This is a genomic window from Sphingopyxis sp. HIX (genome assembly GCF_001468285.1).
Lineage (GTDB): Bacteria > Pseudomonadota > Alphaproteobacteria > Sphingomonadales > Sphingomonadaceae > Sphingopyxis.
This window is the reverse complement of record NZ_LNSB01000018.1, coordinates 76,212-89,231: the sequence shown is the minus strand read 5'-3', so window position 1 is coordinate 89,231 and position 13,020 is coordinate 76,212. Positions and strand designations below refer to the sequence as shown.

Annotated in this window: 13 protein-coding genes; 7 read left to right on the top strand and 6 right to left on the bottom strand. The window is 66.9% G+C overall.

The annotated features are described in order from the left end of the window. Nucleotides 1-3: 3 nt before the first annotated feature. Nucleotides 4-936: an alpha/beta hydrolase gene (locus ATE62_RS10600; protein ID WP_058809824.1), complete on the bottom strand. Its 933-nt coding sequence runs from the start codon at nt 934-936 to the stop codon at nt 4-6. Nucleotides 937-1,076: 140 nt separating this feature from the next. Between ATE62_RS10600 and ATE62_RS10595 the strand changes: the two genes are divergently transcribed. Further along, the gene (locus ATE62_RS10595; RefSeq protein ID WP_058809825.1) at nt 1,077-2,366 is read left to right on the top strand and encodes an adenylosuccinate synthase; all 1,290 of its coding nucleotides are present in this window, start codon (nt 1,077-1,079) and stop codon (nt 2,364-2,366) included. Nucleotides 2,367-2,403: 37 nt separating this feature from the next. Here the strand turns inward: ATE62_RS10595 and ATE62_RS10590 are convergent, their stop codons facing one another. Both ATE62_RS10590 and ATE62_RS10585 read right to left on the bottom strand, forming a co-directional pair. Beyond that, nucleotides 2,404-2,985 carry a hypothetical protein gene (locus tag ATE62_RS10590; protein WP_058809826.1) on the bottom strand — a complete coding sequence of 194 codons (582 nt, stop codon included), beginning with the start codon at nt 2,983-2,985 and terminating at the stop codon, nt 2,404-2,406. Continuing rightward, nucleotides 2,982-3,311: a PadR family transcriptional regulator gene (locus ATE62_RS10585; protein ID WP_058809827.1), complete on the bottom strand. Its 330-nt coding sequence runs from the start codon at nt 3,309-3,311 to the stop codon at nt 2,982-2,984. Before ATE62_RS10585 ends, ATE62_RS10590 begins: the two co-directional genes overlap by 4 nt. A gap of 80 nt (nt 3,312-3,391) precedes the next feature. On the opposite strand from ATE62_RS10585, the gene ATE62_RS10580 reads away from it, so the two are divergent. The 3 genes from ATE62_RS10580 to ATE62_RS10570 are packed head-to-tail and all read left to right on the top strand — an operon-like array spanning nt 3,392 to nt 5,146. Then, nucleotides 3,392-4,006 (top strand): ferric reductase-like transmembrane domain-containing protein, encoded by a 615-nt coding sequence (locus ATE62_RS10580; RefSeq protein WP_058809828.1) that lies wholly within the window; start codon nt 3,392-3,394, stop codon nt 4,004-4,006. 38 nt (nt 4,007-4,044) lie between these two features. Further along, on the top strand, nt 4,045-4,545 hold the full coding sequence (locus tag ATE62_RS10575) for a L,D-transpeptidase family protein (RefSeq protein ID WP_058809829.1): 501 nt from the start codon (nt 4,045-4,047) through the stop codon (nt 4,543-4,545). Between the two features lie 10 nt (nt 4,546-4,555). Then, on the top strand, nt 4,556-5,146 hold the full coding sequence (locus tag ATE62_RS10570; RefSeq protein WP_058809830.1) for an NADPH-dependent FMN reductase: 591 nt from the start codon (nt 4,556-4,558) through the stop codon (nt 5,144-5,146). Here the strand turns inward: ATE62_RS10570 and ATE62_RS10565 are convergent. Then, nucleotides 5,143-6,456, bottom strand: coding sequence for a spinster family MFS transporter (locus ATE62_RS10565; RefSeq protein WP_058809831.1), 1,314 nt, complete (start codon nt 6,454-6,456; stop codon nt 5,143-5,145). The genes ATE62_RS10570 and ATE62_RS10565 overlap by 4 nt on opposite strands. Before the next feature lie 110 nt (nt 6,457-6,566). Between ATE62_RS10565 and ATE62_RS10560 the strand changes: the two genes are divergently transcribed. Next, nucleotides 6,567-8,147, top strand: coding sequence for an amidase (locus ATE62_RS10560; RefSeq protein WP_058809832.1), 1,581 nt, complete (start codon nt 6,567-6,569; stop codon nt 8,145-8,147). 398 nt (nt 8,148-8,545) lie between these two features. Here ATE62_RS10560 and ATE62_RS10555 read toward each other — a convergent pair whose 3' ends face one another. Together ATE62_RS10555 and ATE62_RS10550 are read right to left on the bottom strand one after the other, a co-directional pair. Further along, nucleotides 8,546-9,034: a DUF2721 domain-containing protein gene (locus ATE62_RS10555; protein ID WP_058809833.1), complete on the bottom strand. Its 489-nt coding sequence runs from the start codon at nt 9,032-9,034 to the stop codon at nt 8,546-8,548. After that, nucleotides 9,034-10,245, bottom strand: a complete 1,212-nt coding sequence (locus ATE62_RS10550; RefSeq protein ID WP_058809834.1) for an LL-diaminopimelate aminotransferase — start codon at nt 10,243-10,245, stop codon at nt 9,034-9,036. Before ATE62_RS10550 ends, ATE62_RS10555 begins: the two co-directional genes overlap by 1 nt. A 115-nt stretch (nt 10,246-10,360) precedes the next feature. Between ATE62_RS10550 and ATE62_RS10545 the strand changes: the two genes are divergently transcribed. Continuing rightward, a complete protein-coding gene (locus tag ATE62_RS10545; RefSeq protein ID WP_058809835.1) occupies nt 10,361-12,133 on the top strand; it encodes a PHA/PHB synthase family protein in 1,773 nt (590 codons plus the stop codon). Between the two features lie 121 nt (nt 12,134-12,254). After that, complete coding sequence (locus tag ATE62_RS10540) at nt 12,255-13,007, top strand: phasin family protein (RefSeq protein ID WP_058809836.1); 753 nt, start codon at nt 12,255-12,257, stop codon at nt 13,005-13,007. The last annotated feature ends 13 nt before the right edge of the window (nt 13,008-13,020 follow it).

The following is a 13,020-nucleotide window of genomic DNA, read 5'->3' as shown; positions in this document are numbered from 1 at the left end:
ACCCTACCCCCCGAAGACCCGCCTCAACCACGCATCCACCGCTCCCGTCGGCGCATAACTCGGGTCGCCGAGCCGCCGGTTGATCTCGGCATGCCCCTGCAGCCCCTCACCCGGAAAGCTGCCATGCTCGACCTTGCTCCCGCCCGCTGCCAGCGCCGCGCCCAGCGCCTTCGCCTGCCGCACCCCGTCGGGCCTTTGCACATAGAGCAGCAGGAAGGCCGGCGCATTTAGCGCCGCCGCGTGCAGCGTCGGCGACAGCTTCGCCTGCCGCGCCGGATCGGTGCCGAAGGCTTGGCGATAAGTCTTCTGCATGATCGGCGGCCCGTCCTTCATCTGCGCGGGCACGTCGTATGCCGCACCATCGATCGGGATCACCCCCGCAATATCGGCGAAGGACAGGCCGACGCTCTTCAAATATTGCTCGTCGGTCCCCACCAGCGCGACCAGATGCGCGCCCGCGCTATGCCCCATCAGCACGATGCGCCGCCGGTCGATGCCCAGCCGCTCGGCGTCGTCGATCAGCGCCTTCACCGCCATCGCGACATCCTCGGCCTGCTGCTCGACCGCCGACGCGGGCACCAGCCGGTAGTCGATCGACGCAAAGGCATAGCCCTGACCCGGATAATGTTCGGCCTTGAAGCGCCCCGTCGCATTGTCCTTGCTCCCGCGCTTCCACCCGCCGCCATGGACGAAGACCAGCAGCGGCGCCGGGCCCTTCGCATCCTTCGCGCGCCAGACGTCGAGCGACTGGAGCGGGTCGCGGCCATAGAAGATCGTCTCGCTGCCCGGAACCTTCGGCCCCTCGTCGGCGCCCATGCGCTGCATGATCCGGTCGCGCAGCCGCTCGCGCGCCTCGGCGAAGGGACCGGGCACCGCCACGCCCGCCGCGACGAAAGCCGCCACCGCGACCCACGCCATCATCCGCCGTCCCTGCATCGCCACAACCTCCGCTATCCGAACCGGCAGCAAAATTAGCCCGCATTTGTCGCAATAACGTCCCACTGCGCTTGCCTCTGCGGCCAAATCCGCTAAGGCCGCGCCGGGCTAAAAATGAGCCCGTTCAGCAGGACAGCATCATGGCAAATGTCACCGTCATCGGGTCGCAATGGGGCGACGAGGGCAAGGGCAAGATCGTCGACTGGCTCGCCAGCCGCGCCGACGCCGTGGTGCGTTTCCAGGGCGGCCACAACGCCGGCCATACGCTCGTCGTCGGCGAGCAGGTGTACAAGCTGTCGCTGCTGCCCTCGGGCATCGTCACCGGCACGCTGTCGATCATCGGCAACGGCGTCGTGCTCGACCCCTGGGCGCTGCGCGACGAGATCGCCAAGCTGCGCGGCCAGGGCGTCGAGATCAACGCCGAGAATTTCGCGATCGCCGACAATTGCGCGCTGATCCTGCCCTTCCACCGCGACCTCGACGCGCTGCGCGAGACCGCCGCGGGCGCAGGCAAGATCGGCACCACCGGGCGCGGCATCGGCCCCGCCTATGAGGACAAGGTCGGCCGCCGCGCGATCCGCGTCTGCGACCTCGCGCATCTCGACAAGCTCGACCCGCAGATCGACCGCCTGACCGCGCACCACGACGCGCTGCGCGCCGGTTTCGGCGAGCCGCCGATCGACCGCGACCGCCTCAAGGCCGACCTCGCCGAAATCGCCGACTATGTGCTCGAATATGCCCAGCCCGTCTGGAAGCGCCTCAAGAAGGTGCGCAAGGCCGGCGCGCGCATCCTGTTCGAGGGCGCGCAGGGCGTGCTGCTCGACATCGATCACGGCACCTATCCCTTCGTCACCAGCTCGAACACGGTGAGCGGCACCGCCGCGGCGGGTTCGGGGCTCGGCCCCGGCGCGGTCGGCTTCGTGCTCGGCATCGCCAAGGCCTATACCACCCGCGTCGGCAGCGGGCCCTTCCCGACCGAACTCGAGGACGAGATCGGTCAGCGGCTCGGCGAGCGCGGCCATGAATTCGGCACCGTCACCGGCCGCAAGCGCCGCTGCGGCTGGTTCGACGCGGTGCTCGTGCGCCAGAGCTGCGCCGTGTCGGGCGTCACCGGCATCGCGCTCACCAAGCTCGACGTGCTCGACGGCTTCGACAAGGTACGCATCTGCACCGGTTACCGTTTGCGCGGCAAGATCCTCGACTATTTCCCCGCGCACGCCGCCGACCAGGCCGAGGTCGAGCCGATCTACGAGGAAATGGACGGCTGGCACGAATCGACCGCGGGCGCGCGCAGCTATGCCGACCTGCCCGCGCAGGCGATCAAATATATCCAGCGCGTGCAGGAACTGATCGAAACCCCGATCGCGCTGGTCTCGACCAGCCCCGAGCGCGAGGACACCATCCTGATCCGCGATCCGTTCAGCGATTAAGCCCGGATCCTCCCCATCGCGCAGCGTTGGGGAGATTCTAGCCCACCCGCCGATAGCGCCCGATCAACCGCAACCGTCCGGCCAGCCACAGCAGCAATCCGAGCTGCACCGCCCCTGTCGCGAGGATCAGCACTCCATCGGGCCCGCCGAGCGCCGGCAGCGCGCGCAGCAGGCTCGCCCCCGTCGACACCGCGATCGCCGCGCCCGCGAACAGCAGGGGCGCGCGCATCCCCGCGCTGTCCGAACGCCGCCGCCAGGCGACGATCAGCGCCGCGGCGCCGATCAGGAAACCGACCCCGTCGATCAGGCTCAGCAACGTCGGCTGCGCGAAGGGATCGAAGCCCAGCGCGATCGAGCGCCAGCGCATGAAGAGGAAAGTCGCGAGCGCCAGCCAGCCCGCGGCCTTCAGCGTCTGGCGCAGCCGCGCCGGCAGCGCCGCGCTCGCATAGGAGCGCGCGATATCCTCGACCGCGCCGAAGCGCCGCTCGGCCTCGTCGCGGTCCAGCCCCGCCGCGGCCATCTCGTCGAGATATTCGGCGAGGTCCTCGCGCGCGCGTTCGGCGAGCTCGCGGTCGAAGCGCAGCTCGCGCTGCAGCGCGCGGCCGTAATCGCCGCTCATGCCGATCCCGGCTCGAGGAAGGCGCCGACGGCGCGCGCGAATTCGGCCCAGCCCGTCCGCCGCTCACCCAGCGCATCGCGCCCCGCCGCGGTCAGCGCATAGACGCGCTTGCGCCGCCCCGCCGGCGGATCGACCCAGTCGCTCGCCAGCAGCCCCGCGAGTTCGAGCCGGTGGAGCGCGGGATAGACCGTCCCCTCGGGCAAATCGAAATGCCCGCCGCTCCGCCGCCTTATCTCTTCGATCACCGCATAGCCGTGCGCCGCGCCGCGCTCGAGCGTCGCGAGGATGACCGTGTCGAGATGGCCCTTGAGCATTTCGGCATTCATGCCGCGCTTTTACCCCTTGCAACGCTAGGGGTCAAGCTATACCCTAGCAACACTAGGTATTAAGCAAGGACATCGTCGATATGCGTGAAGATCGAGCCATTCCGAACGGCGCCGCCCTCTTCTTCCTCATCGCCGCCGCGCTCGCCGCGATGGCGGGCGGCATGGTCCTCGCCGACGGCGGCGGGGTCGAGGGCGTCCGCCTCGCAATCCGGGCCACCGCGCGCACCTCGCTCGCGCTCTTCCTGCTGGCCTTCGCCGCCTCGGCGCTGGTCAGGCTCTCGCCGGGCGCCGTGACGCGCTGGCTGCTGGCCAACCGCCGCTGGTTCGGCCTCGGCTTCGCCTTCTCGCACCTCGTCCACGCGGGCGCGATCTTCCTCCTCCACCGCTGGCACCCCGACACGTTCGCGTTGCTCGTCCAGCCGAAGACCTTCGTCACCGGCGGCATCGCCTATCTCTTCATCGCCTTGCTCGCCGCGACCTCGTTCGACCGCGGGGTCGCCGCGCTCGGCCCCAGGAACTGGAAGCGCCTCCATAGCATCGGCATCTGGGTGATCTGGATCAGCTTCGTCTTCACCAACGGCAAGCGCATACCGGCGAGCGCCGCCTATGCCATCCCCGTCGCGATCCTCATCGCCGCGCTGGCGCTCCGCCTCTGGGCCGCGCGGCGCAGCCGCCGCGTCGCCGCGCCCGCCTGACCCCTTGCCCGGCGGCGGCGAAGGCGTAGGATCGCGCCATGCGCTTCTTCGCCTTCCCGCTCCTGCTGCTGCTCGCCGCCTGCGGCTCGGCGAGTTCGCAGCCCGCACCGCCCGCCGCGGCGAGGGCCGACCGCCTGCTCGTCGACAAGAGCGACCGGATCCTGATCGCCTATAAGGATGGCCGCGAGATCGCGCGCTACGCCAACATCCGCTTCGGCGACGCGCCCACGGGGCACAAGCAGTTCGAAGGCGACGAGCGGACACCCGAGGGCAGCTATACGATCAGCGGCCGCAACCCGAAGAGCGCCTATCACCTGTCGCTCCGCATCTCCTATCCCAACGCTGCCGACCGCGCTTATGCCAAGGCGCAGGGGCGCTCGCCGGGCGGCGACATCTTCATCCACGGCCAGCCCAACCGCTGGCCCGGCCCGACGCTGGCGAGCGACTGGACCGACGGCTGCATCGCGCTCTCCAATGCCGAGATAAGGCAGCTGTGGGACCTCGTCCCCGACGGCACCCCGATCACCATCCGCCCCTGAAGGAAGCCCCATGCCGCGCCATATCCTCGTCTTCTTCGGCAGCTACCGCCGCGACCGCCAGGGCATCAAGCTCGCAGAGTGGCTGGTCGATGCGATCAAGGCGCGCGGCGACAGCGCCGAGCTGATCGACGCCAAGGCGGTCGACCTCCCGATGCTCGACCGCATGTACAAGGAATATCCGAAGGGCGAGGCGCCGCCCGCGATGGAGGAACTCGCCGGCAAGATCCGCGCCGCCGACGGCTTCCTGTTCGTCACCGGCGAATATAATTGGGGGCCGCAGCCGGGGCTCAAGAACCTCACCGACCATTATCTCGAGGAATGGTTCTGGCGTCCTGCCGCGATCGCCTGCTATTCGGCCGGCCCCTGGTCGGGGGTGCGCGCGATGATGGGCTGGCGCGATATCCTCGGCGAGATGGGCATGGCGGTGACCAGTTCGATCCTGCCCGTCGGGCGGATCGGCGGCGCCTTCGACGCCGAGGGCAAGCCCGCGGGCGAAGACGGCGCGCGGCTGGAGAAGAGCTTCCCGCGCTTCGCCGACGATCTCAATTGGTGGATCGACGCCGCGAAAGCACAGCGCGCGCGGCAAGCGCCGCCCTACTAACCCGACTTGAGTTCGCGCGAGAGCCGCAAGCTCGCGCGCCAGAAGAAAAAGGCGGGGATCAGCCCCAGCCACGCCGCACCATAGAGGACATAGCGCACGCTTTCCTGCCCATAGGTCGGGGCGAGCGCATCGGACAGCACGCCGAACAGGAAGGGTCCGAAGCCCAGCCCGATCAGATTCTGCCCGAACAGCATGATCGACGCCGCGACCGCGCGCGCCTGCGGCCGCACCAGCCCCTGCACGCAGCCATAGGCGGGGCCGTAATAGGCCGAATTGAGGATGGTCGGGACGATCAGCAACGCGACCGCGATCATCCAGTTTTCCATATAATAGCCGAGGAACAGCACCGGCGCGGCGAGAGCCATGCCATAGGCCGGCAGCGTCAGGATATGCTTCTTGTCGCGCGATCCCAGCTTGTCGGCGACCTTGCCGCCCAGCCAGGTGCCGAACACCCCCGCAACGCCCAGCACCACCGCCATCGACAACCCCGCCTCGGTGGTCGACAGCCCGTGGCTGCGGATGAAGAAGCTGATCGTCCACAGCGCCTTGCCATAGCCCAGGAAGGCGGTGACCGACGCGGCGATCAAAATATAGACGAAGGCGCGCGACGCGAAGATTTCGCGCATCGCCTCGCCCGTCGAAAGCTGCGCCGGTTTGGCGGCGCTCGCTTCGGCGATGGGCCGCAGATGACGCGGCTCGCGCAGCACGAACAGCACGACCAACGCGAGCAGGAGCCCGGGCAGCCCGACCAGCATCAGCGCGATGCGCCAGCCATAGAGGTCATTGACGATCCCGCCGATGATCAGCCCCAGCAGCGAACCGATCGGCACGCCCATGCCGTAAAAGGCGATCGCCGACGAGCGCTTCGCTGGCTCCACGCTGTCACTGATCAAGGAATGCGCGGCGGGCGTGCACCCCGCCTCGCCGATGCCGACCCCGATACGCGCGAAGAGCAATTGCACGAAATTCTGGGCGAGCCCGCACACCGCGGTCATCGCCGACCAGATCGCGAGCGCGATCGAGATCAGCCGGATGCGGTTGGTGCCGTCCCTGTCGGCATAGCGCGCGATCGGAATACCGAGCAGCGCATAGAAGACCGCGAAGGCCGGCCCCGCGAGCAGCCCCAATTCGGTATCGGTCAGACCCAGGTCGGTCTTGATCGGCTCGGCGAGAATATTGACGATCTGCCGGTCGAGGAAATTGAAGATATAGACGATCAGCAGCACCCACAGCATCGTCCGCGTCTGTGCGGACACACTGTCGGCGGACGGCGAAACGGCGCCCTGCGACACGGCGGCTTTTTCGATCATCTTTTTCTCCCGGCCGCATCGGGCCAGATCGGACCCCCGGTGTCAATGCCGCCGCGACGGCCCGAAAATCGCCGCTTGCAATTGCCGCTACGGCTGGCAGCTTTCGCACCATGCAAAAATATTCGCTGCTCGCCGCCGCCGCGCTCCTCGCCACCACCGCCGCGATGGCGATGCCGCCGCCGCTCCCCGACGTCGAAGGCAAGGACGCCGCGACGCTGCGCGCCGACATGGAGAGCGGCCAGCTCTACGAAGGGCTGATGGTCTCGGTCTATCAGGACCGCATCGGCCGGCTCGACGACTATGGGCCCAAATTGAACGCCGTGATCGCGAACCTGTCGCAGACCGAAGCCTATGCCGAGGGGCAGCGGCTCTACGACGAGCGCAAGGCGGGCAAGGTGCGCGGCCCGCTGCACGGCATCCCCATCCTGCTCAAGGACAATATCGAGGCCGCGGGTCCGTGGCCGACGACCGCAGGCTCGCTCGCGCTCAAGGACAATGTCACCGGCCGCGACGCGCCGATCGTCGCGCGGCTGCGCGACGCCGGGGCGATCATCCTCGGCAAGACCAACCTCAGCGAATGGGCGAACATCCGCTCGAACGATTCGACGAGCGGATGGAGCGCGGTCGGCGGGCTCACCAGGAACCCACACGCGCTCGACCGCAACAGCTGCGGCTCCTCGTCGGGCAGCGCCGCTGCGGTCGCCGCCAGCCTTGCGCCGCTCGCGATCGGCACCGAAACCGACGGCTCGATCACCTGCCCCGCGGGGGTCAACGGCATCGTCGGCTTCAAGCCGACCGTGGGCCTCGTCAGCCGCACCCACATCGTTCCGATCAGCCACAGCCAGGACACCGCGGGCCCGATGACGCTGACGGTGCGCGACGCCGCCGCGGTGATGAGCGTCATCGCGGGCAGCGACCCCGCCGATCCCGCGACCGCCGAGGCCGACGCGCGCAAAACCGACTATGTCGCCGCGCTCGCGCCCGATGCGCTGAAGGGCAAGCGCATCGGCGTGCTGCGCGACCGCATCGGCGGCCGCGCCGACATCGCGGCACTCCTCGATGCGGCGCTGAAGCAGATGACCGATCTCGGCGCGACGGTCGTCGACATCGCCGACAGCCGCAAGGGGCTCGAAGAACTGGGCGCTGCCGAGTTCGAAATATTGCTGACCGAGCTCAAGGCCGACATGGCGGCCTATCTCGCGGGCCTGCCCGCGCAGAACGGCCCGAAGACGCTCGCCGACGTGATCGCCTTCAACAAGGCGCATCCCGAGGAGCTTTCATGGTTCGACCAGTCGATCTTCGAACTGGCCGAGACCAAGGGCGGCCTCGACAGCAAGGCCTATCTCGAGGCCAAGGCCAAGGCAGCGCGCCTCGCGGGACCCGAGGGCATCGACCGGCTGCTCGCGGCGCACAAGGTCGACTTGCTTGTCGGCGTCACCAACGGCCCCGCCTGGACCAGCGACCTCGTCAACGGCGACCATTACAACGGCCCCAGCGCCAGCCAGCTCCCCGCGGTCGCGGGCTATCCGCACCTCACCGTGCCGATGGGCGCGGTGCAGGGCCTGCCGATCGGGATCAGCTTCATCGGCCCCAAATGGGGCGACGCCGGGGTGCTGGCGGCGGGTTACGCCTATGAGCAGGCGAGCCGGAAGCGGGTGGCGCCGACGTTCCGGGCGAGCGTCGGGCCGTGATCGTCTAGAGCCTAGATGGCTGGTTTCGGGCGGGAAGGGACGTTCTTAGTCCTCCCTGTCGCGAAGCGATGGGGAGGGGGACCGCCGCCGCAGGCGGTGGTGGAGGGGCAGCGGCTATAAGCGTCGGTGGAAGGCCTCTGCCCCTCCACCACCCTGCGGGCGGTTCCCCTCCCCACGGCTATGCCGCAGGGAGGATTAGGAACGTCCGTTCCCCACCCCAAAACCGCCGCCCTAAAAAAGGCCTTTCCTAATAAATCCGGCTATGCCAGCGTCGATCTCGACTCTTCCGCTCGGCGAATACAGCGGTCTCCGAGGCCTCTATCCGGGAAGCTCACTGGGCTGAACTTTCCTGAACTTTGGAATAAGGCAAAGGCCGCTCCCCACCCCCAAACCGACTCTCAGCGCCGCCCTTGTCTTTTCCGCCAACCCATCTCCTCGAGCTCGAGCAGCTCGAGCGGGACGTGGATCGTCCGCGTCGCGAGCCGCACCTCGATCAGGAACAGCACCAGCGCGGCGAGCAATAGCAGCATCGCCAGCGCGAACACCCACGCCGCCGCCGCGCCCAGGTTGAAGCCGACGAAGGCCTGCGCGAACAGCAGCGCGACGAGCAGGCAGACGACGATCCCGCACGCGACCGCCGCGGCGATCGAATTATTGATGATGTCCATCCGCCGGTCGACGACGCGCAGCTCGGCGACGAGCCGTTCGTGCTCCTGCCCCTCGGTCTCGCCCCATTGCTCGATCAAAACGCGCGAACGGTCGACGACGCGCGCGAGCCGTCCGGTGAAGACGTTGAGCAGGCCCCCGGTCGCCACCAGCAGGAACACCGGCGTGACAGAGATCTGGATGATTTCCGCAATGGCCCCGAGGCCGGTTGCGGCGGACATCAGCCCGCCGCGACCGACGGCGTGTTCACGCCGTGCATCTGCAGAAACTTGCGGATGTTGCGTGCCGCCTGGCGGATGCGCTGCTCGTTCTCGACCATCGCGATCCGGACATAGCCTTCGCCGTCCTCGCCATAACCGACCCCCGGCGCGACCGCGACCTTGGCGTGGGTCAGGAGCTGCTTCGAGAATTCGAGGCTGCCCATCTCCTTGAGCGCGGGCGGCAGCGGCGCCCAGGCGAACATCGACGCCGGCGGGCTCGGAATGTCCCAGCCCGCGCGCGCGAAGCTCTCGACCATCACGTCGCGGCGCTTCTGATAGAGCTCGCGGTTCTTGGCGACGATATCCTGCGGCCCGTTGAGCGCCGCGCACGCCGCGGCCTGGATCGGCGTGAAGGCGCCATAATCGAGGTACGACTTCACGCGCGTCATCGCCGCGATCAGGCGCTTGTTGCCCACCGCGAAACCCATGCGCCAGCCCGCCATCGAATAGGTCTTCGACATCGAGGTGAATTCGATCGCGACATCCTTCGCGCCCGGCACCTGCAGGATCGAAGGGGTCGGATTGCCGTCGTAATAAAGCTCCGAATAGGCGAGGTCGCTGAGCACCCAGACCTTGTTATCCTTCGCCCAGGCGACGAGCCGCTCGTAAAAGGCGAGGTCGACCGCCTCGGCGGTCGGGTTCGACGGATAGTTCACGACCAGGATCGACGGCCGCGGCACGGTGAAGGCCATCGCGCGGTCGAGCGCGCGCCAGTAATTCTCGTCGGGCGTGGTCGGCACGCTGCGGATCGTCGCGCCCGCGATGATGAAACCGAAGGTGTGGATCGGATAGCTGGGGTTCGGCGCGAGGACGACGTCGCCCGGTCCGGTGATCGCGGTGGCGAGGCTCGCGAGCCCTTCCTTCGACCCCATCGTCACCACCACCTCGCTCTCGGGATCGAGTTCGACGTTGAAGCGGCGCGCATAATAGTTCGCCTGCGCCTTGCGGAGGCCCGGAATGCCCTTCGACTGCGAATAGCCGTGCGCGTCGGGCTTCATCGCGACTTCGCAGAGTTTTTCGATCACATGCGCAGGCGGCGGCAGGTCGGGGTTGCCCATCCCCAGGTCGATGATGTCCTCTCCCGCGGCGCGGGCGGCCGCACGCATCGCATTGACTTCAGCGATGACATAGGGCGGCAGGCGCTTGATGCGGTAGAATTCATCTTCGGACATGGGAAACTAGAACAACTCCTTTTCGTTATCTGACGGTTGACGCGAGCGGCAATCTCGCCAGCCGCGCCGGGGCTTGTTATAGGCCAAATATCGCCACAGACCAGCGGGAACGAGCATGAGCGAAACGGGCAAGGACGACGCGGCCGACATTTTGAACCCCTTCCTGCCCTCGCCCGACGATCTGCAGCATTGGGCGAGCGTCATGGGCCGCGCGCAGCAGATGATGCTCGAATATGCGCTCGGCCAGGCGAACGACGGCAAGACGAGCGCCGCCGCGATGTTCGATCCGACGAGCTGGCTCAACAGCCCCGCGACGACGCAATGGGCGGAGCAGTCGTCGAAGATGTGGGAACAGGGGGTCGCCTTCTGGACCTCGCTCGCGACCCTCGGTCCGTCCTTCACGCCCGTCACCGACGTCCCGAAGGACAAGCGCTTCGCCGATCCCGAATGGAGCGCGAACCCCGTCTTCGCGCTGATCCGCCAGACCTATGGCCTGCTCTCCGACCAGCTGCTCGCCACGACGCAGCAGATGCAGGGGCTCGACGAAGGTGCGCGCAAGAAGATGGAGTTCGCCGCCAAGAACATGGCCGAGGCCTTTTCGCCGTCGAACCTCGCGATCACCAATCCCGAAGTGATCAAGCGCGCCGTCGAGACGCGCGGCGAGAGCCTGCTCAAGGGCCTGAAGCATATGCTCACCGACCTGTCGCGCGGGCAGCTTTCCCACGTCGATCCCGACGCGTTCGAGGTCGGGGTCAATATCGCGACCACCCCGGGCAAGGTGATCCACGAAACCGACCTCTACCAGCTCATCCATTATGCGCCGACGACCAAGGACGTGTTCACCGTCCCGCTCGTCATCTTCCCGCCGTGGATCAACCGCTTCTACATCCTCGACCTCAACCCCGCGAAAAGCTTCGTCGCCTGGGCCGTCGAGCAGGGGCTCAGCGTCTTCATGGTGTCGTGGAAGTCGGCCGACGCGTCGATGAAGGAGGTCGTCTGGGACGATTATATCGCGGCGCAGGTCGATGCGATCGACACGGTGCGTGTGCTGCTGGACGTCCCCGCGGTGCACACGATCGGCTATTGCGTCGCGGGCACCACGCTCGCCGCGACGCTCGCGATGCTGTCGGCGAAGGGCGAGGCCGACAAGGTCAAGTCGGTCACCTTCTTCACTGCGCAGATCGATTTCGAGTTCGCGGGCGACCTCAAGCTGTTCGTCGACGAAAGCTATCTCGCGCTGCTCGAACAGCTCTCGGCGCAGGGTTATCTCGACGGCCGCTATATGGCCGCGACCTTCAATTCCTTGCGCGGGCGCGACCTCATCTGGAATTATGTCGTCAGCAATTATCTGCTCGGCAACGACTATCCGCCCTTCGACCTCCTCTACTGGAACGGCGATACCACCAACCTGCCCGCGAAATGGCACCGCCAATATCTGGTCGACCTCTATCGCGACAACCGCATGGTGATCCCGAACAGCCTGTCGGTGTGCGGCACCCCGCTCGACCTTCGCAAGATCAGGACCCCCGCCTATATCCAAGCGGGACGCGAGGATCATATCGCACCGCTCGCCAGCGTCTGGCGGCTGATGGACCATCTTTCGGGCGACAAGACCTTCCTGCTCGCGGGATCGGGCCACATCGCCGGCGTGGTCAACCCGCCCGCCGCGGGCAAATATCAATATTGGACCGGCGACAATGGCGCGGCGACGCTCGCCGAGTTCGAAGCGGGCGCGCGCGAGACCAAGGGCAGCTGGTGGCCGCACTGGATCGGCTGGATCGAAGCACGGGACGGCGCAAAAACCGCGGCAAAGGGTTCGCGGATTCCCGGAAAGGGTGCTAAGAAGGCGATCGAGGATGCTCCCGGTCGTTACGTCAAGCAGCGGTAAATCCCGGGAATAAAAGGCCAATAAGGCTGCGAGCAAAAATTTTTGTGCACTGCACAAAAATATCCTTGAAATCGCCACGCCACTCCTATATTGTGCACTGCAACATAAAGGAGTTGTCCCGATGGCTACCAAGATGGATAGTGCCGAAAAGGCTTTCGAAGCCGCGACGCTGGAAACCGCCGCCAAGCCGGTGGCGACTCCGGCCGCTCCGGTCGAACCCGCCGCTCCCGCGGTGGCGAAGGCTGCTCCGGCTCCCGTGACGAAGACGGTGAAGGCAAAAGCCAAGCCGGTCGCAAAGAAGGCCGCTGCCCCCAAGGCAGTCGCCAAGAAGGTTGCCCCCAAGAAGGCGGCCGTGAAGACCATTGCCCCGAAGCCCCTGAAGGCCGCACCGAAGCCGGTCGCCGCCGCCACCAAAGGATTCAAGACCATGAACGACACCGTCAAGAAGTTCGCCGACGAAGCGAAGACCCGCGCCGAAGCCCTGACCGCCGACTTCAACGAGAAGGCGAAGGAAGCCATGGCCAAGACCAGCAAGTTCGCTGAAGACGCCGTCGAGTTCAACAAGGCGAACCTCGAAGCGCTCGTCGAAGCCGGCAAGATCGCCGCGAAGAACGCCGAAGTCCTCGGCCAGGAAGGCGTGACCTTCGCTCGCAAGAGCTTCGAAGACACGACCGCCGCGCTGAAGGGCTACACCGCCGTCAAGACCCCGGCCGACTTCTTCAAGCTCTATGCCGAAAACAGCAAGAAGGCGTTCGACGCCGCTGTCGCGCAGACCTCGAAGACCAGCGAACTCGTCGTCAAGATGGCGAACGACAGCTTCGCGCCGATCTCGAACCGCGTGTCGGTCATCACTTCGAAGATGAAGGCCGCCTAAGGGCCTTTCTCTT